The following is a 20839-nucleotide window of genomic DNA, read 5'->3' as shown; positions in this document are numbered from 1 at the left end:
CGCTGAAGCCCCTGAACCCATATGCTGCCCCAAGACCTGAGAAAATGCGGTTCGGCACCTCTTTGGGGCCCTTCGCCCCCTGCAACACCGGTTTCTCGCCTTGGACAACAGCCCTGCCTCCCCCGCCGCCGCCCAGCCCTCCACCTTCAGCCCCTGGCGCATGTCCGTTGCGCCCATGATGGACTGGACGGACCGCCACTGCCGCTATTTCCACCGCCTGCTGACACGCCAGACCCTGCTGTACACGGAGATGGTGAACGCGGGCGCCATCATCCATGGCGGCACCGAGCGGCACCTGCGCTTCAATGCCGAGGAGCACCCCGTGGCGCTGCAGCTGGGCGGCAACGAGCCCGAACTGCTGGCGCAGGCTGCGCGGCTGGGAGCGCAGTGGGGATATGGCGAGATCAACCTGAACTGCGGCTGCCCGAGCGATCGGGTGCAGCGCGGTGCCTTTGGCGCCAGCCTGATGAAGGCCCCCCAGCTGGTGGCCGATGGCGTGAAGGCCATGAAGGACGTGGTCGATGTGCCCGTGACGGTCAAGCACCGCATCGGCATCGACAAGGTCGAGGACTACGGCTTCGTGCGCGATTTCGTGGGCACCGTGGCCGATGCCGGCTGCACGGTGTTCATCGTGCATGCACGCAACGCATGGCTGCAGGGCCTCTCGCCCAAGGAGAACCGTGACATCCCGCCGCTGCGCTACGAGGTGGTGCACCGGCTCAAGCAGGAATTTCCGCAGCTGACCATCGCCATCAACGGCGGCATACAGGCCGACGAGGTGGTGCTGGAGCAATTGCAGCACCTGGACGGCGTGATGATCGGCCGCGAGGCCTACCACAACCCCTGGTGGCTGGCCCGCTGGGACCAGATCTACTATGGCGGCGAGCCCTGCGCGCTGACGCGCGAGGAGGTCGAGCTGGCCATGGTGGACTACATGGAGCGCGAGGCCGCCCTGCACGGCACGCCCTGGCCCCACATCGCGCGCCACATGCTGGGCCTGCGCCATGGCCTGCGCGGCGCGCGCCTGTGGCGCCAGGTCTGGAGCAACCACCTGCTCAAGGACCGGCCGGCACGCGAGGTGCACGCCCTGGCACTGGCGACTACGCTGGTGCCAGAACCCGTGTAAGCCAGCCGTCCAGCGGCTCCGGCCGATAGAACAGGTAGCCCTGCAGGCATTCGCAGTGGCTGGCCACGAGGAAGTCGGCCTGGGCGCGGGTTTCCACCCCTTCGGCCACCACGCGCAGGCCCAGGTGGCGCGCCACCGAGATGATGGACTGCACGATGGCCGTGTCGCTCGGGTCATCGGGCGTGTCCTGCACGAAGCTCTTGTCGATCTTGAGCTCGTACAGCGGCAGGCGCTTGAGGTAGGCCAGGCTCGAGTAGCCGGTGCCGAAGTCGTCGATGGAAAATCGCACCCCGAGCTGCACCAGCTCCGTCATGCGGGCGATGGTGTCGTCCAGGTTCTCGATGAGCAGGCTCTCGGTGACCTCCAGGATCAGGCAGGATGGCGTTGCGCCGGTCTGGACCAGCACATTGCGCACGCGCTCGACGAAATCCTCTTGCCGGAACTGGCGCTGGCTCACGTTCACCGAGATCGACAGCGGCTCCCCGCCCTCTTCCCCGGCCGCCCGCGCGGCCTCCAGCCGGGCGATGGCGTCGCAGGCCTTTTCGATCATCCAGGCGCCCATGGGCAGGATCAGGGCCGAGGCCTCGGCGATCGGGATGAAGCGCGAAGGCGGCACGCTGCCGCGCACCGGGTGGCTCCAGCGCATGAGCAGTTCGCCGCCCACCACCGCACCCTGCACATCCACCTGGGGCTGTATGTACGCGGCCAGTTGCCCCTCGCCCATGGCCTTCTTGAGGTCCTGCTCCAGCGCCAGGCGCTCCTGCACATCGGCCTGCATGGCGGCTTCATAGAAGCGGATGCGGTTGCGCCCTAGGTCCTTGGCGCGGTACATGGCCGTGTCGGCCTCGCGCAGCAGGTCGTCCACTTCCTCCGCGCGCTTGGGGAACAGGGTGATCCCCAGGCTGCCGGTGCTGCTGTAGAGGTGGGTGTCGATGGCATAGGGCAGTTCCAGCGCCTCGCGCACGCGCTCGGCGACGGCCAGGGCCTGGCGCCCTGCAGTGGCCATGTCGGTGGCGATACCCTGCAGCAGCAGCACGAATTCGTCGCCGCCCAGGCGCGCCACGGTATCGCCCGGGCGCAGCAGCCGTGTGAGGCGCCGGGCAACCTCGGTCAGCAACTGGTCCCCCAGGGTGTGGCCGCGCGCATCGTTGATCTGCTTGAAGTTGTCCAGGTCCACGAACAGCAGCGCCCCGACCTGGCCACTGCGGCGCGCGGCGGCCAGGGCTAGGCCCAACCGGTCGAGCAGCATGCGGCGGTTGGGCAGGCCGGTGAGGGCATCGAAATAGGCCAGCTGGTGGGTGCGGGCCTCGGCCTGCTGGCGCTCGGTGATGTCGCGGGCCAGCGCCACGAAGCGCGGCCCCTCGCCCGGGTGGGTGCTTTCCTTGCGTGCGATGGACAGTTCGTACCAGCGGGTCTGGCCGTCGACCTCCAGGTGGTACTGCTGGCCCGCGGCGTGCCCACCCGCGAGCGCCGCCTGCACGGCCTGCATGCAGCCGGCAGCCTCCTCGGGGGGCACGATGTCCTGCAGCCGCTGCCCCACGAACTGCGCCGGCGCCAGGGCAGACTGCGGAAGGCGCGCGGAGCGGCAGTGGTGGATGCGGCCCTCGGCATCGAGCTCGAACAGCAGGTCCGGGATGGCGCTGAGCGTGCTCTCCAGGTCATCGCGCGCGCCCCGCAGCTCGGCCGTCATGCGGCGTGCCAGCGCCACGGCACGCTCGCGCCCGGTGGCCAGCACCCAGGCGAACCAGCCCAGCAGCAGGCTCAGGAACAGCCCCATCACCGCCACCATGTGGTGGCCCTCGTCCTCGTGGCGCAGGTCGAACGCCGGCAGCGGCGCCATCAGCAGGGTCCAGGCCCGGCCACCCATTTCCAGGCGATGGCTGACCTGCAGGGCCCCGCGCGCCAGGGCCCGCGCCTGCAGCCCGGGGTCGCCATGCAGCAGGGCACCGGCAAGCGCCTCCTCGCCGTCGTAGATGGCCAGGGCGATGTCGGGATCGAACTCCCGGGACAAGCCCCGCACCACGTCGCCCACCCGGAACGGCGCTGCCACCCAGCCGCGGATGGCGCGGCGGCGGCCGGACAGCGATTCGGCCTCCAGCTGCGTGGAGTACACCGGCAGGAACAGCCCCACCTCGCCCTGCGCCGGGGTCCCGGGCGGCAGCGGACCGAGCAGGCCGGACAGGGCCAGCCGGCCGGAGTCGCGGGCCCGCTCCAGGGCTTCGCGCGCCACCGGCAGTGTGAGCGCGTCCAGGCCCAGCGCCTCGAGGTTGCGGCCCTCCAGGGGTTCGATATGGGTGATGGGGGCGTACTGGTCGCGCTCGCCCGGCGGGTGCACGGTGTAGCCGGAGAAGCCGCGGCCCCGCATGTCCGCCAGGTGGGCCGGCAGGCCGCTGGCCTGCACGAACATGACCAGCGAGATGCCCTGCAGGCCGGGCCGCGTCTGCTGCATCTGCAGCGCATCGACGTACGCCTGGAACTCACCCCGCTCGATGCGCTCGGACCCATCCACGTAGCCCTGCACGCCCCGCAGCATGACCTCGTAGGTGGACATGCGGTCACGCAGGTTGTAGGCGATCTGCTCGGCCGCCGCATGGAAATTGCGCAGCTGCTTGTCGACCGACTCGCTCTGGGCCCGGTACCAGTACAGGCCCGTCACCCCGAGCATCATCAGGGCCATCAGCGGCGGCACCACCGCCACCAGCCAGCGCTGGCTGGACGGTGCGTCCTGGAGAGTCTCGGACTCCGTGAATGCGGGGACCTGGTGTTGTTCTGGTGTCATCGCATGGGACAGGCAGCAGCGGCTGTGCCCCAGCGGGACACAGGTGACGTGCCTGCCCATTATCAGGTTTCAGGGGGACCTGCCAAGCGAGGTCACCCGATGCGCAGCGCCGGCAGGATCCGTGTGAATTTGTTCCGCCTGCGCGGCATCCGCTGACATGCCGGGCGCCCAGAATGGGGGTATCGTTCGCATGGCAAATCTTTCGCACTTCCGGCTGTTCCTGGCCGCGGCCATCCGCCGCAAGCCGTCCCTTTGCAGACCCATCCATGGCATCGCTTGATTTCGAACGGGAAGAGTCCCGGTTCCGCGCGTTCTACGCATCCCACCGCCCCGCACTGGAGGATGCCTGTGCGGCCTTCACGGCCGCCATTGCCGCCGTGGTGGACGACGCCCGCAGCGTCGATGTCTCCAAGGTGGAGGGGCGCGTGAAGGACGCGGACGAGTGCATCCGCAAGTTCGCGCGCAAGTACCGGCCCGGCCTGGAAGAGAGCAACACGCCCTATGAGATCCAGAATTGGATCACCGACCTGGTCGGTGTGCGCGTGGTCTGCCTGTACGAGGACGAGCTGGAAAAGGTGGCGCAGATCGTGCGCCAGCACTTTGCGGTGATCGACGTGACCGACAAGGCCTCGGCGGTGGAAAGCACCGAGGCCTCCTTCGGCTACAAGGGCCTGCACCTGGACCTGCGGGCCGGCCCGCGCGCCCTGCCGGCGCTTGTCGCGCACGCCGACCAGCCCTTCGAGCTGCAGGTGCGCACCATCATCCAGGACTCCTGGAGCGTGCTGGACCACAAGATCAAGTACAAGAAGTCGATTCCCGGCCAGCTCAAGCGGCGCATCAACGTGCTGTCGGCCCTGTTCGAGCTGGCCGACCGCGAGTTCCGCCAGATCCGCGACGAGACGGCCGCCGCACTGCTGCAGGCCCCCGACGAGACGGCGGAGGCCGACGTGGAGGAGCAGGATGGCGCCTTGGCAACGCCCAAGCCCTCCGCCCTGGGCAGCGAGCTCAACGCCTTCACCTTCCTCAAGATCGCCACGCACTTCTTCAAGGACTTCGAGTTCGATCCCTCCAAGGTGGACGGCTTCGTGGACGACATCCAGGCCTGGTCGCCTGGCATCACGCGCGCGCGCTTCAACACCCTGATGCGGGAGACGGTGGGCACCGTCAAGCGCTACAAGCAGCACTTCGAGGAGCAGAACCCGCAGGGCAGCTTCAACCCCTACACCGTGATACGGCACTGCCTGTACCTTTCCAACCGCACCCAGTTCCGCCCCGCGCTGCGCAACGTGGCGCGCGAGGCGTTCGAGGCCTGGCTGGCGGACAACGGCTGACCGGCGGCCCCGCCAGCCAGCGCGCCCGGCTGCCAGCAGGGTTTTGCTGAAAAAATCATAGCAGCGATGCTTTTCACCGCAAGGCATCCGTAGCCGTTTTCACCGGCACGGACAGCGCTGTCACCAAGGCGACTGGGCCTAGGTGGTTTTCCCGCATGCAGAGGTAACCAAGTGCTGCTATATTGCACTGCAACATAACGGAGTTTCGCCCCCCATGCTCTACCAGATCTACGAAACCCAGCGCTCCCTGATGGAGCCGGTCACCGACTTTGCGCAAGCCGCGGCCAAGCTCTTCAGCAACCCCATGTCTCCCCTGAGCCAGACGGCGTTCGCGCAGCGCATGTCGGCGGGCTACGATCTGCTGTACCGCCTGGGCAAGGACTATGAAAAGCCGGTGTTCGACATCCACACCGTGGATGTGGATGGCGTGGGCGTGGCGGTGCACGAAAACGTGGAACTGGACAAGCCGTTTTGCGAGCTGCGCCGCTTCAAGCGCTTTTCGGACGACACCGACACCCTGGTGCGCATCAAGGCCCAGCCCGTGGTGCTGGTGGTCGCCCCGCTGTCGGGCCACTACGCCACCCTGCTGCGCGACACGGTGCGCACCCTGCTCAAGGACCACAAGGTCTACATCACCGACTGGAAGAACGCACGCCTGGTGCCCCTGTCCGAGGGTGAGTTCCACCTGGACGACTACGTGAACTACGTGCAGGAGTTCATCCGCCACCTGCAGGCCACCTACGGCAACTGCCACGTCATCAGCGTCTGCCAGCCCACGGTGCCAGTGCTGGCGGCCGTGTCGCTGATGGCCAGCCGCGGCGAGAAGACGCCGTTGACCATGACCATGATGGGCGGCCCCATCGATGCGCGCAAGTCGCCCACGGCGGTGAACAACCTGGCCACGAACCGCAGCTACGAGTGGTTCGAGAACAACGTGATCTACCGCGTGCCCGACAACTTCCCCGGCGCCGGTCGCCGCGTCTACCCGGGCTTCCTGCAGTACACGGGCTTCGTGGCCATGAACCCCGACCGCCATGCGTCCAGCCACTACGACTACTTCAAGGACCTGATCAAGGGCGACGACGCCAGTGCCGAAGCGCACCGCAAGTTCTACGACGAGTACAACGCCGTGCTCGACATGGACGCCGACTACTACCTCGAAACCATCGAGACCGTGTTCCAGGAATACAAGCTGGTGAACGGCACCTGGGACGTGCGTTCGCCCGAAGGCAAGGTCGAGCGCGTGCGCCCGCAGGACATCACCACCACCGCCCTGTTCACGGTGGAAGGCGAGCTGGACGACATCTCCGGCTCGGGCCAGACCGAAGCCGCCCACGACCTGTGCACCGGCATCGTGCGCAAGGAGCAGCGCCACCTGGAAGCCAAGGGCGCCGGGCACTACGGCATCTTCAGCGGCCGGCGCTGGCGCGACATCGTGTACCCCGAGGTGCGCAAGTTCATCCTCTCGCACGAAGTCCCGCAGAAAAAGGCGCCCCGCCCCGCTGCCGTGACCGAGATGCCCGACGACAACCCGCCTGCGCCACCGCGCAAGGCCGTGGCGAAAAAGGCACCTGCCAAGGCCGCCGCAAAGCCTGCCGCCAAGGCCAGGCCAGCCACCGGAGCCGCAGCAGCCCCCGAGCCCGAAGCCCCCGTGGCCAAGGCAGCAGTCACGGCGGCCCCTGCTTCGCGCGCCCGCCGCACCACCGCGGCACGCAAGGCTTGACTGCGCAGCCGCACGCTCGCACACCCACCCCTTCACCACCTGCAGGGCCGGCCGCGCATGCGCTGGCGGCCCGCATCGACGCGGCCCTGCCGCAGACGCAGTGCACCCGCTGCGGCTACCCGGACTGTGCGGCCTATGCGCAGGCCATCGCCTTCGAGGCGGTGCCCATCAACCAGTGCCCGCCCGGCGGCGCCGAAGGGGTGGCCCGGCTGGCGGCCCTCACCGGCCAGCCGCAGCTGCCGCTGAGCGCCGAACACGGCCTGGAGGCGCCGCGCACCCTGGCCGTCATCGACGAGAACTGGTGCATTGGCTGCACGCTGTGCATCAAGGCCTGCCCCACCGATGCCATCGTGGGCGCCAACAAGCGCATGCACACCGTCATCGAGCCGCACTGCACGGGCTGCGAACTGTGCATTCCGGTATGTCCCGTGGACTGCATCCGCCTGGAAACCGTGAGTGGCCAGGCCACGGGCTGGGCCGCCTGGAGCCCGGTGCTGGCAGACCATGCGCGCGGGCGCTATGCAGCCCACAAGGCAAGGGCGGCATCGGGTTCGCCCGAGCTGGACGAGGACGAGCCCGCCGGAACAGCCGACCCAGCGGCACCCCCCTCCTCCAGTGGAGCAGATGCCCGCAAGGCGGCCATTGCGGCAGCCATGGCCCGCGCCCGGGAACAGCGCGCGGGAACGCAGCGCTGAGCGCCGCCCCTTCAAGGCGACTTCACTTCGCGGCCAGCGCTTTGTAGACCCCGCAGCCCAGGTACAGGTCGCCCACCCGCTCGACGAAGGACATCTTGGTCTGCACCGCGCCGGTGGCCGGGTTGGTGATGTCGTACTCCACCCAGCCCGGCCCGATGTCGGCCTGGGCCGAGATTTCCGCCATCAACCGGTTTCCGTCAATGCCGGGGATGTCCTGCACCCGGGTGCCCACCTTGGCCGGGTTACCGCCAAAGGCCCGGTAGGTGCCTCCGGCATCGAGCACGAAGACGTACATGTCCCGGTCGTTGAAGGGCTGGCTCTTGTCGGTGATGCGCGGCAGGAACTGCTCCCGCGAACTGCCCTTGTGCAAGGCGGCCGCACGCTTGACCAGAGCCACGGCCTCCTCGGCCGTGCCCTGCTGCAGGCGAAACGCCGATACCGCACGCGACAGCGTGGAGGCGCGGCTCTCCAGCGCCTCGGCCTGGCCCACGGCCTGGCTGACCATCTGCGCATTGCGCTGGGTGATCTGGTCGAGCTGCTGCACGGCGCTGCTGATCTCGCGCAGGCCCGTGCTCTGCTCGGCGCTGGAGCTCGAGATCTCGGACATGCTGGCCGCCACGCTGCGCATGCCGCCGGCCATCTCGGTAATGCCCTGGCCCGCGGTGCGGATCAGGCCGGCGCTCGACTCCACCTGCGTGACCGAGTCGTTGATCAGCTCGCGGATCTCGCGTGCGGCCGTGGCCGAGCGCTGGGCCAGCGTGCGCACTTCGGAGGCCACCACGGCAAAGCCACGGCCCTGCTCGCCGGCCCGGGCCGCCTCCACCGCCGCGTTGAGCGCCAGGATGTTGGTCTGGAAGGCGATGGCGTCGATGGTGCCGATGATCTCCGTCATGCGGCGCGCGCCCTGCTGGATGGCCTGCACCGACTGCACGGCGCGGCCCATGGCCTCGGCCCCGGTGTCGGCGGCTTGGCGCATCTGGCCGGCACGCTGGTCCGCGCCCTGCGCCGTCTGGGCGTTGTTCTGCACCGTGGACGAGAGCTGCTCCACGCTGGCCGCCGTCTGCTCGAGGTTGGCGGCCTGCTGCTCGGTGCGGTCGGCCAGTTCGCGGTTGCCATGGGCCAGGCTCTGGCCGGCATGGGCCACCAGCGCGGCGTTGCTGCGGATGTCGGCCACCATGGCGGACAGCCGCAGCACCATGGCGTCGAGTGCCCGGGCCATCTGCGCCATCTCGTCGGTGCCGCCCGTGGCGGCATGCACGCACAGGTCGCCATCGGTGATGCGCGCCATGGCCGCGGACAGGGCCGCCATGTCGTCCACCAGGCTCAGGTACAGCGCCAGCAGCGCGTACAGCACCACCACGCCGCCCGCCAGGTCGACCCACCAGGGGGCACCCAGCAAGGCGGCGGCCAGCGTGCAGGCGATGAGCACCGCCAGCGTGGCCAGCTTGCCCGGAAGGTGCAGCCGGCGCATCCACCACAGGCCAGGCCGCAATGGAAGGAATCCTGCCATGTTGTCTCCGATATCGTTGTGATCCCGGACCGTGATCGCGCTCCGGGGCTTCGCAACCATACTAGGCATGGGCCTTACGCCGGATTGACAAGCAGCGCCACCCAAGGGTTTGCGATAGGGGATGTGCCCCGGGGCACATCAGCGGTGCGAGCGGTCGGCAGCCCGTGAGGCGGCGGGTACGGCATCACCCATAATGATGGCCCATGAACCCCCTGCTCTCCCACCTGCAGCCCTACCCGTTCGAGCGGCTGCGAAAGCTCTTTGCCGCAGTGGTGCCTCCGGCCCAGTATTCCCCCATCAGCCTGGGCATGGGGGAGCCGCGCCATCCAACGCCGCAGTTCATCAAGGACGCACTCAGTAACAACCTCAATGGCCTGGCGAGCTACCCGGCCACGGCCGGCGAGCCGCGCCTGCGCGAGGCCTTCACCGCCTGGCTGCACAAGCGCTACGCGCTGACGCTGGACGCGGGCAGCCAGGTGCTGCCCATCAACGGCTCGCGCGAGGCGCTGTTCGCCTTTGCCCAGACCGTCGTCGACCCGACCCAGCCCGACCCGGTGGTGGTCTGCCCCAATCCCTTCTACCAGATCTATGAAGGCGCGGCCCTGCTCTCGGGCGCCACACCCTACTACGCCCCGAGCGACCCGGCGCGCAACTTCGCCGTGGACTGGGACAGCGTGCCGGCCGAGGTCTGGAAACGCACGCAGCTGCTCTTCGTGTGCTCGCCGGGCAACCCCACGGGCGCCGTGATGCCGCTCAACGAATGGCAAAAGCTCTTCGCCTTGAGCGACCGCCATGGCTTCACCATTGCCTCGGACGAGTGCTACAGCGAGATCTATTTCCGCGACGAGCCGCCACTGAGCGGCCTGCAGGCCGCCATCCAGGCCGGGCGCAAGGATTTCCAGAACCTGATCTCCTTCACCAGCCTGTCCAAGCGCAGCAACGTGCCCGGGCTGCGCAGCGGCTTCGTGGCCGGCGATGCAGCGTTGATCAAGGCCTTCCTTCTGTACCGCACCTACCATGGAAGCGCCATGAGCCCGGTGGTGCAGGCCGCCAGCATCGCCGCCTGGGGCGACGAGCAGCATGTGACCGAAAACCGCGCCCTCTACCGCAAGAAGTTCGCCCAGGTCACGCCGCTGCTGGCGGGCGTGATGGACGTGGCGCTGCCCGACGCGGGCTTCTACCTGTGGGCCAAGGTGCCCGACGCCCTGCGAATGACCGACGCCGAGTTCGCCCGCGAGCTTCTGGCTCAATACAATGTCACCGTGCTGCCGGGCAGCTACCTGGCCCGCGAGTCCGGTGGCTTCAATCCCGGCGCCCAGCGCGTGCGCATGGCCCTGGTGGCCGAGGCCGAAGAATGCGTGGAGGCCGCAATGCGCATCGTCCAATTCATCCAATCCCGTACTGTCTGACATCCATGACCCAACAACTCCAGAACATCATCGACGCCGCGTGGGAAAACCGCGCCACCATCTCGCCCGCAGCCGCCCCCAAGGAAGTGGCCGATGCCGTCGAGCACGTGATCGCCGAACTCAACAATGGCTCGCTGCGCGTGGCCACCCGCCAGGGCGTGGGCCAGTGGACGGTGCACCAGTGGATCAAGAAGGCCGTGCTGCTGTCGTTCCGCCTCAAGGACAACGAAGTCGTCAAAGCCGGCGACCTGGGCTTCTATGACAAGGTGCAGACCAAGTTCGCCCACCTGAACGAAGAAGAGATGAAGGCCACCGGCGTGCGCGTGGTGCCTCCGGCCGTGGCCCGCCGCGGCAGCTTCATCGCCAAGGGCGCGATCCTGATGCCCTCGTACGTGAACATCGGCGCCTACGTGGGCGAAGGCACCATGGTCGACACCTGGGCCACCGTGGGCTCGTGCGCCCAGATCGGCGCCAACGTGCACCTGTCGGGTGGCGTGGGCATCGGCGGCGTGCTGGAGCCGCTGCAGGCCGGTCCCACCATCATCGAGGACAACTGCTTCATCGGCGCGCGCTCCGAAGTGGTCGAAGGCGTGGTCGTCGAAGAGCACTCGGTGCTGGGCATGGGTGTGTACCTGGGCCAGAGCACCCCCATCTTCAACCGTGCCACGGGCGAGATCAGCTATGGCCGCGTGCCCTCTGGCTCGGTGGTGGTCAGCGGCAACCTGCCCAAGACGGCGGCCAATGGCGCGCCCTACAGCATGTATGCTGCCATCATCGTCAAGCAGGTGGACGCGCAGACCCGCTCCAAGACCAGCATCAACGACCTGCTGCGCGACTGATCGAGTCCTGCGGCCACCGATAAGCACGCACACGCGGCCAGCGCCGGCCCACCAACGAACAAGAGGGGAAACACCATGAGCACGATGGAGCGGATTCTTCGCCTGATGAGCGAAAAGAAGGCATCGGACGTCTACCTGTCGGCCAATGCCCCGGCGCTGATCAAGATCAACGGCGAGTGCGTGCCGATCAACAACCAGATCCTGCCACCGGATGCGCCGCGCAACCTGTTGTCCGAGATCGTTCCGCCCGACCGCATCGAGGAGCTGGAGGAAACCGGCGAACTCAACATGGGTGTGCCGCTCTCGGGCGTGGGGCGCTTTCGTATCAGCGCCATGCGCCAGCGCGGCAGCTATGCGGTGGTGATCCGCTTCATCTCGCAGCAGATCCCCGAGATCAACTCGCTGGGACTGCCCTCCGTGCTGCCCGAGCTGATCATGGAAAAGCGCGGTCTGATCCTCATGGTGGGTGCCACGGGCTCGGGCAAGAGCACCTCGCTGGCGTCCATGATCGACAGCCGCAACGAAGTGCTCACCGGCCACATCCTCACCATCGAGGACCCGGTCGAGTACCAGTTCCGCAACAAGAAATCCATCGTCAACCAGCGTGAGATCGGCAGCGACACCCAGTCGCTGCAGACGGCGCTGAAGAACGCGCTGCGCCAGGCACCCGACGTGATCCTGATCGGCGAAATCCGCGACCGCGAGACCATGTCCGCGGCCATTGCCTATGCGCAGTCGGGCCACTTGTGCCTGGCCACGCTGCACGGCAACAACAGCTACCACGCGCTCAACCGCATCCTGTCCTTCTACCCCGTGGAAGTGCGCCCGACCATGCTCGGCGACCTGGCCTCGGCGCTCAAGGCCGTGATCTCGCAGCGCCTGGTGCGCACCCTGGACGGGGGCCGCGTGCCGGCCGTGGAGGTCATGCTCAACACCAAGCTGGTGTCCGACCTGATCGAAAAGGGCGACTTCGGTGGCGTGAAGGAAGCCATGGAAAAATCCATGGCCGAGGGCTCGCAGACCTTCGAGGAGGATCTGGCGCGCCTGATCATCGACAAGCGCATCGACAAGAAGGAAGGCATGGCCTTCGCCGATTCGCCCACCAACCTGATGTGGCGCCTGCAGAACGACTTCTCCCTGGCCGCCAACACCGCCAAGGCGCAGAAGGAGTCGCGCGACACGCCCGACGACATGCCTTCGTTCACCGAGATCGTGCTCGACGTGAAGCCGGCCGCCTGAGGCAAGAGCGCGCGGCGCTCCCCCTTTTCCCCTGTTTTTTTTGTCCTTGTTTTTTCTTCCTGCGATGTCCCGTACCCTGCACCTGGCCGAACAGCTGATCTCCCTGCCCTCCATCACCCCCGACGACGCGGGTTGCCTGGAGGTGCTGGCAGCACGGCTCGTCCCCCTGGGTTTCGTGTGCGAGCGCATCGACAGCGGCCCCGACAACTTCCGCGTGAGCAACCTGTGGGCGCGGCGCCCGGGAGCGGGTGGTGCAGCGGCCAAGACCCTGGTGTTTGCCGGCCACACCGACGTGGTGCCCACCGGTCCGCTGGACCAGTGGAGCAGCGACCCCTTCGTGCCCACGCACCGCGACGGCAAGCTCTTTGGCCGCGGCGCCAGCGACATGAAGACCTCGATCGCCGCTTTCCTGGTGGCTGTGGAGGACTTCCTGGCCGCGACCCCCGATCCCGCGGTCACCCTGGCCCTGCTGCTGACCAGCGACGAGGAAGGTCCGTCGGTGGATGGCACCAAGGTCGTGGTCGAGCAGCTCAGCGCGCGCGGCGAGCGCCTGGACTACTGCATCGTGGGCGAGCCCACCTCGGTCGAGCGCACCGGCGACATGATCAAGAACGGCCGGCGCGGCACGCTCTCGGGCAAGCTCTCGGTGCGCGGCATCCAGGGCCACATCGCCTACCCGCAACTGGCGCGCAACCCCATCCACCAGGCCCTGCCGGCGCTGGCCGAACTGGCCGCGACCGAATGGGACCGGGGCAACGATTTCTTCCCGCCCACCAGCTGGCAGGTCAGCAACGTGCACGGCGGCACGGGCGCCACCAACATCATCCCCGGCGAGGTGGTATGGGACTTCAACTTCCGCTTCTCCACCGAATCCACGGCCGAGGGCCTCAAGCAGCGCGTGCATGCGGTGCTCGACGCCCATGGCCTGGACTATGAACTGCGCTGGACCCTGGGCGGCCAGCCCTTCCTGACCACGCCGGGCGAACTGGTCACGGCCGTGCAGCAGGCCATCCTGGCCGAAACCGGCATCACCACCGAGCTATCCACCACGGGCGGCACCAGCGACGGGCGCTTCATCGCCCAGGTCTGCCCCCAGGTGATCGAACTGGGGCCACCGAACGCCAGCATCCACAAGATCGACGAACACATCGTGGTGGCCGACATCGAGCCGCTCACCCACATCTACCGCCGCACCCTCGACAACCTGCATGCCCAGGCCCTGGCGGCTGCGGCGGTGAGCGCATGAGCGCGGCGCTGACCGGAGGCACCGTGGGTGCCGTGGTGCAGTCCGCAGCCGCCCTGCTCGCCTCGGCGGGCCTTTCATTCGGCCACGGTACCGCCAACGCGCACGACGAAGCCGCCTGGCTGGTGCTGTGGCGCCTGGGCCTGCCGCTGGACAGCGACCTCTCGGACGACGCCGACGCGGTGGGTGCCCAGGACGTCACGGCCGAGCAGCTGGCACAGGTGCAGGCCCTGCTGCAGGAGCGCATCGCCACCCGCAAACCCGCGGCCTACCTCACGCGCGAGGCCTGGCTGCAGGGTGTGTCCTTCTATGTGGACGAGCGCGCCATCGTGCCGCGCAGCTTCATCGCCGAGCTGCTGGCCGACGGCAGCGTGGACGAATTCCTGGGCGAACACACGCAGCGGGTGCTGGACCTGTGCACCGGCAACGGCAGCCTGGCCGTGCTGGCAGCCATGGCCTGGCCCGAGATAACCGTGACCGGCGCCGACATCTCGCCCGATGCCCTGGAGGTGGCCCGCATCAACGTGGATCGCCATGGCCTTTCGGAGCGCATCACGCTGCAGCTGTCGGACGGCCTCGCGGCCCTGCCCGGCCCCTGGGACCTGATCCTGTGCAATCCCCCCTATGTCAACGCCAGCAGCATGGCGCAGTTGCCGGCCGAGTACCGGGCCGAGCCCGAGCTGGCCCTGGCCGGTGGCAGCGATGGCATGGACTTCATCCGCCAGCTGCTCCAGGACGCGCCCGCGCGCATGAGCGAGAACGCCGTGCTGCTGCTGGAGATCGGCAACGAGCGCGCGCACTTCGAAGCCGCCTTCCCGCGCCTGCCGGTGTACTGGATCGATACCAGCGCCGGTGAAGACCAGGTGCTGCTCATCACGCGGGAGGCACTGGTCAAGGCATGAACGGCATCTCCTCCCCCCTGGCGACCACGGTCCCGCTGGCACTCTCGGTTTCCCCGGCGCCCGCGCGTGTCGCCGTGGTCATTCCCTGCTACAAGGTCACCGCCCATGTGCTGGGCGTCATCGAGCGCATCGGCCCCGAGGTGCAGGGCATCTTCGCGGTGGACGACAAGTGCCCGGTGAACTCCGGCGCCTTCATCCAGCAGCACTGCACCGATCCGCGTGTGCAGGTGGTCTTCAACCCCGAGAACCTGGGTGTGGGCGGGGCCGTGATGCACGGCTACCGCCGTGCCATCGAGGCCGGCTACGACGTCATCGTCAAGGTCGACGGCGACGGCCAGATGGACCCGCGCCTTTTGCCCGGCTTCATCGCCCCCATCCTGAGCGGCGAAGCCGACTACACCAAGGGCAACCGCTTCTTCGACCTCGAAGAGATCCACCAGATGCCGCGCATGCGCATCTTCGGCAATGCGGCCCTGTCTTTTTTGACCAAGATCTCGTCGGGCTACTGGCAGGTGTTCGACCCGACCAACGGCTACACCGCCATCCATGCGCGCGTGGCCAGCCATTTGCCGTTCGACAAGATCAGCCGCAGGTACTTCTTCGAGACGGACATGCTGTTTCGCCTGAACACCCTGCGCGCGGTGGTGGTGGACGTGCCCATGAACGCCCACTACGCCGACGAGGAAAGCAACCTCAAGATCAGCAAGATCCTGCCCGAGTTCACGGTCAAGCACCTGCGCAACTTCAGCAAGCGCATCTTCTACAACTACTACCTGCGCGACATGTCGCTGGCCTCCATCGAGCTGCCGCTGGGGCTGCTGATGCTGGGCTTTGGCACCTGCTTTGGCCTGTTGCACTGGATCAGCTCCAGCACCCACCAGGCCTACTCGTCGGCCGGCACCGTGATGCTCGCCGCCCTGCCTGTCATCGCCGGTCTGCAACTGCTGCTGGCCTTCATCGGCCATGACATCGCCTCGGTGCCCCAAAGGCCGCTGCACAAGGTGCTGCACAGGAAGATCGATCTCGGCAAGAACGGCTGAGAGGGATGGGTGCTTCCGTTACGGCCACCGCCGCGCGCACCGGGGCGCGCCACCTGAAACCCCGCCTCGACCTGCACACGGCAGGCCTGCCTGTGCTGGCGGGCGGCTTGCTGCTCGCGCTCGTGGTGGCATGGTGCCTGATGCGGCTGGTACCGGCCTTCCAGTCGCCCGATGAGAATGTGCACCTGCTGCGTGCCGACATGATCGCCCACGGCCAGTGGACCCTGCGCAAGGATGAGCCGGACGAAGCCGGCAACCAGGGCGGCTACGTGGACCGCAACTTCATGGCGTTCACGTTGCGCATGCGGACGATCTCCGGCTCCGAGCGCGACCCCACCGCTTCGGCCAGCGCGCTCATGGCCCAGGCCTCCGGCGAGCACTGGGCGCACAAGGACCAGTTCGTCAACGCCGTGGGCACCGGCTACTACGCGCCCTTCATCTACCTGCCCCACGCGCTGGGCCTGCGCACCGCGCGCGCCCTCGACCTGTCGATGCGCGCAAGCTACGAGCTGACGCGCCTGCTGGTGGCAGCCACCGCGCTGGGCCTGACCGCCTGGGCCTGGCGGCTGTTCACGCCCAACCTGCTGGTGCGGGTGCTGGTGCTGATGCCCATGGCCATGTTCCAGATCATCTCGCCCACCATCGACGGGCTGAGCATCGCCGCAGCGCTGCTGCTGGCCGCGCTGTTCTCGGTGCGCTGCATGGCCCCGCGCAGCGACGCGAACCTGCTGCAGGAGTGTGCGCTCTATGCCTGCACCTTCCTGCTTGTGACTTCCCGCGTCAATCTGGCCCCCTTGCTGCTGCTGCCCCTGTGGCTGCTGGTGCGCAGGTTTTCGGCCGCGCACCTGCTGGCCTGGATCGCGCTGTGCGTGGCCTGTGGCGGCTGGACGCTCTACGGCATTGCCACCACGGCGGACGCGCGCCTGGTGCGCAACCATGCGACCCTCGAGATCCTGGCGATCTACCTGCAGGATCCACTCGGGTTCGCCCGCCTCGTCCTCGGTACGCTGCTGGACGGCGAGACCGGGTACTTCTACGCTTATTCCTTCGTCGGCATGATGGGCTGGCTCGATGCTTCCATCACCAAGGATGCGATGGAAGCCGTCTGGTATGGCCTGGCGGTTGCGCTGGCCGCTACCGTCGGGTCGACGCGCTGGCTGCGGCGCGATGCAGCTGCCCGTGCGCTGCTCCTGTTCGTGGCGCTGGCCAGTGGCGTCCTGGTCTTCCTGGCCCTGGCCATCAGCTGGAACGACCACCCGGTGGCCATCATCAGCGGCGTCCAGGGCCGCTACTTCATCGTGCCCGCCGTGCTGGCCGCTACGGCGCTGGGCCCCATGGGCCAGGCGGCCTCGCCCACCCACCGGACCGTGGCCAACGTGCTCACGGCCACCTTCGCCCTGGTCTCGATCTACACCATGGCCACGACCCTGTCCGAGCGCTACGCCCTGCGCCTCCTTTAACATCGCCGGGCCCCTGCCCGATCCTCCCCACCCGAGATCCCGATCCATGTACGTCTATCTTCTGACCATCCTTTGCGTGATGGGCATTGCCATCGGCCAGATCCTGTTCAAGGTCAGCGCCAATTCCATGAACAAGACCGGCAGCTTCTTCGCCATCGAGACCCTGGCCGTGTTCTTTGCCACCATGGTGCTGTACGGAATCACCTCCATCGGCTGGGTTCTGATCCTTCGCAAGGCCGAGCTGGGCAAGGTCTATCCCTTCATGGCGCTGGCCTTCATCGTCGTGCCGCTGGCCAGCCGCTTCTTCTTTGGCGAACGTTTCGCGCCGGGGTATTTCGTCGGCACGGCCCTGATCATGTCGGGCATCGTGGTGACGGTGGCGGCATCCCGATGAGCGCGGCCCTTCGCCAGCGGCCCAAGTCCGGCGCCGCAGGGGCCGGGGGATGGCTGGCGAGCGCCTGGGGCATGCTCCTGGCTGTCACCCTGGCACTGTTGCTGCCGCTGGGGGCATGGGCACAGCAACCCCTGCCGCCCGGCACCTACGGCTTCATCGACACGGTGGAATACGACGCCACCAAGAGCATGGTGCGCATCACCGGCTGGTGCTATGACTCGCAGAACCAGCGCCTGCCCAAGGACTTCCTGGTGCGCGTCGGTGATGCCGAAAAGCGCATCGCCGTGCCCGAGCGCAAGACCCGCCCGTCCGTCGGGGTCCATTTCCAGGACGGCGACCGCATCGCTCTCGAATTCACGCTCGAGCTGCGCTACCCGCGCTACCTTGCGGGCGGCGAGCAGCCGGTCTCGGTGATCGCCCGCTTCGAGGATGGTGGGCGCTTCGACGTCCAGGCCTCCTCTCCCGCCGCTGGCAAGGTCCAGGGCCCCGATACCCCCGGGCGGCACTGGGTGATCGCCGCCGCCGTGGCCGGCGCCATTGCGCTGCTGCTGCTCCCCGGCTCCGGGGGCCTGCAGGCGCGCCTGGGCACCTGGGTCGGTGGCCACCGCCGGGCGGTGGCTGGCGGCATCGCGGGCATCTTCCTGGTGCTGGTGGGCATCGGGGCCACGGGTTCGTCGCTGGAGTTGCTGCTGGGCCGCACGGACCAGGGCCCGCACCCCTTCCTGTCGCCGGACAGTGCCATGACCCATGTGGCGGGCCAGCCGCGCGGCGTGCGTTCCGACGACTGGATGGTGGTCACCGCCAGCGCCCTCGCCCAGGCCAACCACGAGCCGCCGTTTCCCGTCATCAACCGCCATCTGGGCCTGGATGGCCAGAACATGATGGTCATCGGCATGACGGGCGTGCCCGTATGGCATGTCTCGGCCCTCGCACGCCCGGCGACCTGGGGCTTCTTCGCCCTGCCGCTGGACAAGGCCCTGGCCTGGTACTGGTACTTCCCGTTCTTCGCCTGCCTGCTGGCGCTGTGGTGGCTGCTCGAGGTGCTGGCACCCGGGCGCCCGGGCCGCAACCTGGCGCTGTCGGCCGTGTTCTGCGTGGCGCCCTACGCGGCCGGCTGGTCCCACTGGCCGCTGTACGTGGTGTTCTTCCCCTCGGGGGCACTGGCCGCCACCCTGCTCATGCTGCGCCACAGGGCGGGCCCCCGCCTGTGGGGGCTGGCCCTGGCGCTGGGCTGGTTCCTGGCCGGATTCGCGCTGGTGCTCTACCCGCCCTGGCAGATCACCGTGGCCACGCTGTACGCGCTGGTGCTCGCGGCCTGGCTGGCCGACAACCGCCGCCAGATCGCCTGGGGACGCCTCACGCCGCTGGCCTTTGCACTGGCCGTGGCGGTCATGGCGGCCCTGCTCTACTTCTGGTGGCACGATGCCCGCGAGGCCATCTCGGCCATGCGCAACACGGTCTATCCGGGCCAGCGTGCTGCGCTGCGCGGCGGCGACCTGTCCATCCTGGTGCTGCTGCGCGGCTTCGGCAATGCCGATACGCTGTCCAACCTGCAAAACAGCGTCTTCAACGAGAGCGAGTTCGGCTCGTACCTGCTGCTGCTGCTGGCCATCTGGTTCCTGTGCCTGCAGCAGGCGCGCAGCCGGGGCCCCCACCGCTGGGTGGTGGCGGCCTGCGCGCTGTTCACGGTGTTCACGGTGGTGTTCGGCGTCTGGGGCATACCGCTGGCCCTGTCCAAGGCGATGTTCTGGCACTACGTGTCGTCGTCGCGCATCGACCTGGCGTTGGGCCTGGCCTGCCTGCTGGTGTTGGCCTGCCTGCCCGCGCCGGCAGCGGCACCACGGCGCACCGCGCCCGTGGTGCTGGGCCTGCTCAGCGCCGCGGTGGCCGCGCTGGCCATGGCGGGCATCCCCGAGGACTTCCACCCCGGCCTGAGCGCCACCCTGCTGGCCAGCATGGCGGTGGCCGTCGGGCTCATGGCCTACTGGCTAGTGCAGGGCAAGGTGGCGCATTCCATCGCCCTCACCGCCGTGGTGTACGTGGCCGCCACGGTCGACTTCAACCCCGTGGCCCTGGCACCCTCCCATGTGGCGCTCAACGAGACCGTGCAGCGCTATGTCACGGGCCCGGCCGGGGCCGACGGCAAGGCCACGCCCCGGCGCGTGCTGGCCCTGCTGCCCAGCACCTCCAATGCCATGGCCCTGGCGGCCGCCGGCGTGCCCATGGTGAACGGCGTCTTCTACTACCCCCAGCCCAGCGTCTGGCGTGGCATGCACCTGCCCGCAGGGGAGCAGGACACGGTGAACCGCTACCAGCACCTGACCTTCGTGCAGGAAACCATGCCGGCCCCGGCGGCCTACCGGGTGGTGAACCCCACGCCCGACACCGTGCGGGTGCTGGTGGACCCGCGGCGTTTCGACTTCGCCCAGGCCGGCGCCCAGGTGGTGGTGGGCAACGCCGGCATCTTCGAGCTGGGCGAGAACCCCCGCCTGCGTCTGCTGGGCAAGCACGAGGGCTGGGCCTGGTACGAGGTGGCAGCGGCCGCTCCGTAGAGGCACACCTACAGGGTTTCCCCGGTATCGGCGACAATACCGGGTTGCTAGGGGTGTCGCTGCCCCGGAAAGGCACCACCGCAGACACTGGAAACCGAGCATGCTGCAGATCATCGCAGTCGAGACCGAAGACGGTTGGCGGCATTTCAAGGAACTGCTGCTCGAATATGCGCAGCGCGACCATGCCAACGCCGGCCAGAGCAGCATCTGGGCGGACATGGCGGCCTTGCCGGGCAGGTATGCCCACCCTGCCGGTGGTGCGGTCCTGGCCTATTGGCAGGGCGTGCTCACGGCCTGCAGTGCGTTCGCCCCGACAGAGGTGGCGGGCCTGGCCGAGATTAAGCGGCTGTACGTGCGCGAAGGCGCACGCGGCCAGGGCATTGCCCGTGAGCTGACACGGGCCCTGGTGCAGCAATGCGCTGGTGCGGGTTACGACCGCGCCGGCATCAGCACCTGGAGCCACAACCAAGGCGCGCTGGCGCTGTACCGGCAGATGGGGTTCGGCCCCATTGCCCCTTTCAAGGATCACCCGATCCCCAACCTGGTTTACCTGGGCCTCGCGCTGCACGATGCAGCCGGGGCGCCGTGATTGAGTAC

Annotated in this window: 16 protein-coding genes; 14 read left to right on the top strand and 2 right to left on the bottom strand. The window is 68.1% G+C overall.

Translation table 11 applies throughout. The features are described 5' to 3' along the window. The first annotated feature begins 100 nt into the window (after positions 1 to 100). Positions 101 to 1126 (top strand): tRNA dihydrouridine(20/20a) synthase DusA, encoded by a 1026-nt coding sequence (gene dusA, locus PMI14_RS13500; protein ID WP_007855218.1) that lies wholly within the window; start codon positions 101 to 103, stop codon positions 1124 to 1126. On the opposite strand, the gene PMI14_RS13495 is transcribed toward dusA, so the two are convergent. Next, the gene (locus tag PMI14_RS13495; protein WP_007855217.1) at positions 1101 to 3905 is read right to left on the bottom strand and encodes an EAL domain-containing protein; all 2805 of its coding nucleotides are present in this window, start codon (positions 3903 to 3905) and stop codon (positions 1101 to 1103) included. The genes dusA and PMI14_RS13495 overlap by 26 nt on opposite strands. A 266-nt stretch (positions 3906 to 4171) precedes the next feature. Here PMI14_RS13495 and PMI14_RS13490 point away from each other — a divergent pair, with 266 nt between their 5' ends. From PMI14_RS13490 to PMI14_RS13480, 3 genes are all read left to right on the top strand, one after another. After that, positions 4172 to 5236 (top strand): GTP pyrophosphokinase family protein, encoded by a 1065-nt coding sequence (locus PMI14_RS13490; RefSeq protein ID WP_007855216.1) that lies wholly within the window; start codon positions 4172 to 4174, stop codon positions 5234 to 5236. A gap of 214 nt (positions 5237 to 5450) precedes the next feature. Further along, the gene (locus tag PMI14_RS13485; protein ID WP_007855215.1) at positions 5451 to 6959 is read left to right on the top strand and encodes a polyhydroxyalkanoate depolymerase; all 1509 of its coding nucleotides are present in this window, start codon (positions 5451 to 5453) and stop codon (positions 6957 to 6959) included. Next, on the top strand, positions 6956 to 7654 hold the full coding sequence (locus PMI14_RS13480) for an RnfABCDGE type electron transport complex subunit B (protein WP_007855214.1): 699 nt from the start codon (positions 6956 to 6958) through the stop codon (positions 7652 to 7654). Before PMI14_RS13485 ends, PMI14_RS13480 begins: the two co-directional genes overlap by 4 nt. A 22-nt stretch (positions 7655 to 7676) precedes the next feature. Here the strand turns inward: PMI14_RS13480 and PMI14_RS13475 are convergent, their stop codons facing one another. Beyond that, complete coding sequence (locus PMI14_RS13475; protein ID WP_007855213.1) at positions 7677 to 9164, bottom strand: methyl-accepting chemotaxis protein; 1488 nt, start codon at positions 9162 to 9164, stop codon at positions 7677 to 7679. A 203-nt stretch (positions 9165 to 9367) separates the two neighbouring features. On the opposite strand from PMI14_RS13475, the gene dapC reads away from it, so the two are divergent. From dapC to PMI14_RS13425, 10 genes are all read left to right on the top strand, one after another. After that, positions 9368 to 10573 (top strand): succinyldiaminopimelate transaminase, encoded by a 1206-nt coding sequence (dapC, locus tag PMI14_RS13470; RefSeq protein WP_007855212.1) that lies wholly within the window; start codon positions 9368 to 9370, stop codon positions 10571 to 10573. Between the two features lie 5 nt (positions 10574 to 10578). Beyond that, positions 10579 to 11412 carry a 2,3,4,5-tetrahydropyridine-2,6-dicarboxylate N-succinyltransferase gene (gene dapD, locus PMI14_RS13465; protein ID WP_007855202.1) on the top strand — a complete coding sequence of 278 codons (834 nt, stop codon included), beginning with the start codon at positions 10579 to 10581 and terminating at the stop codon, positions 11410 to 11412. A gap of 75 nt (positions 11413 to 11487) precedes the next feature. Continuing rightward, on the top strand, positions 11488 to 12651 hold the full coding sequence (locus PMI14_RS13460) for a PilT/PilU family type 4a pilus ATPase (protein ID WP_007855201.1): 1164 nt from the start codon (positions 11488 to 11490) through the stop codon (positions 12649 to 12651). A gap of 64 nt (positions 12652 to 12715) precedes the next feature. Next, a complete protein-coding gene (gene dapE / locus PMI14_RS13455) occupies positions 12716 to 13897 on the top strand; it encodes a succinyl-diaminopimelate desuccinylase (protein WP_007855200.1) in 1182 nt (393 codons plus the stop codon). After that, positions 13894 to 14796: a 50S ribosomal protein L3 N(5)-glutamine methyltransferase gene (gene prmB, locus PMI14_RS13450; RefSeq protein WP_007855198.1), complete on the top strand. Its 903-nt coding sequence runs from the start codon at positions 13894 to 13896 to the stop codon at positions 14794 to 14796. Before dapE ends, prmB begins: the two co-directional genes overlap by 4 nt. Continuing rightward, the gene (locus PMI14_RS13445) at positions 14793 to 15836 is read left to right on the top strand and encodes a glycosyltransferase family 2 protein (protein ID WP_007855197.1); all 1044 of its coding nucleotides are present in this window, start codon (positions 14793 to 14795) and stop codon (positions 15834 to 15836) included. The genes prmB and PMI14_RS13445 overlap by 4 nt, the downstream gene beginning before the upstream one ends. Before the next feature lie 5 nt (positions 15837 to 15841). Further along, positions 15842 to 17296, top strand: coding sequence for a DUF2142 domain-containing protein (locus PMI14_RS13440; protein ID WP_007855196.1), 1455 nt, complete (start codon positions 15842 to 15844; stop codon positions 17294 to 17296). Between the two features lie 46 nt (positions 17297 to 17342). Beyond that, complete coding sequence (locus tag PMI14_RS13435) at positions 17343 to 17690, top strand: hypothetical protein (protein ID WP_007855194.1); 348 nt, start codon at positions 17343 to 17345, stop codon at positions 17688 to 17690. Next, complete coding sequence (locus PMI14_RS13430) at positions 17687 to 20242, top strand: hypothetical protein (protein ID WP_007855187.1); 2556 nt, start codon at positions 17687 to 17689, stop codon at positions 20240 to 20242. Before PMI14_RS13435 ends, PMI14_RS13430 begins: the two co-directional genes overlap by 4 nt. A gap of 100 nt (positions 20243 to 20342) precedes the next feature. Further along, on the top strand, positions 20343 to 20831 hold the full coding sequence (locus PMI14_RS13425; RefSeq protein WP_007855184.1) for an N-acetyltransferase: 489 nt from the start codon (positions 20343 to 20345) through the stop codon (positions 20829 to 20831). The last annotated feature ends 8 nt before the right edge of the window (positions 20832 to 20839 follow it).

The organism is Acidovorax sp. CF316 (assembly GCF_000276605.1).
Lineage (GTDB): Bacteria > Pseudomonadota > Gammaproteobacteria > Burkholderiales > Burkholderiaceae_C > Acidovorax.
Note: the sequence above shows the minus strand (reverse complement) of the source record. Positions and strands in the feature narration are given on the sequence as shown.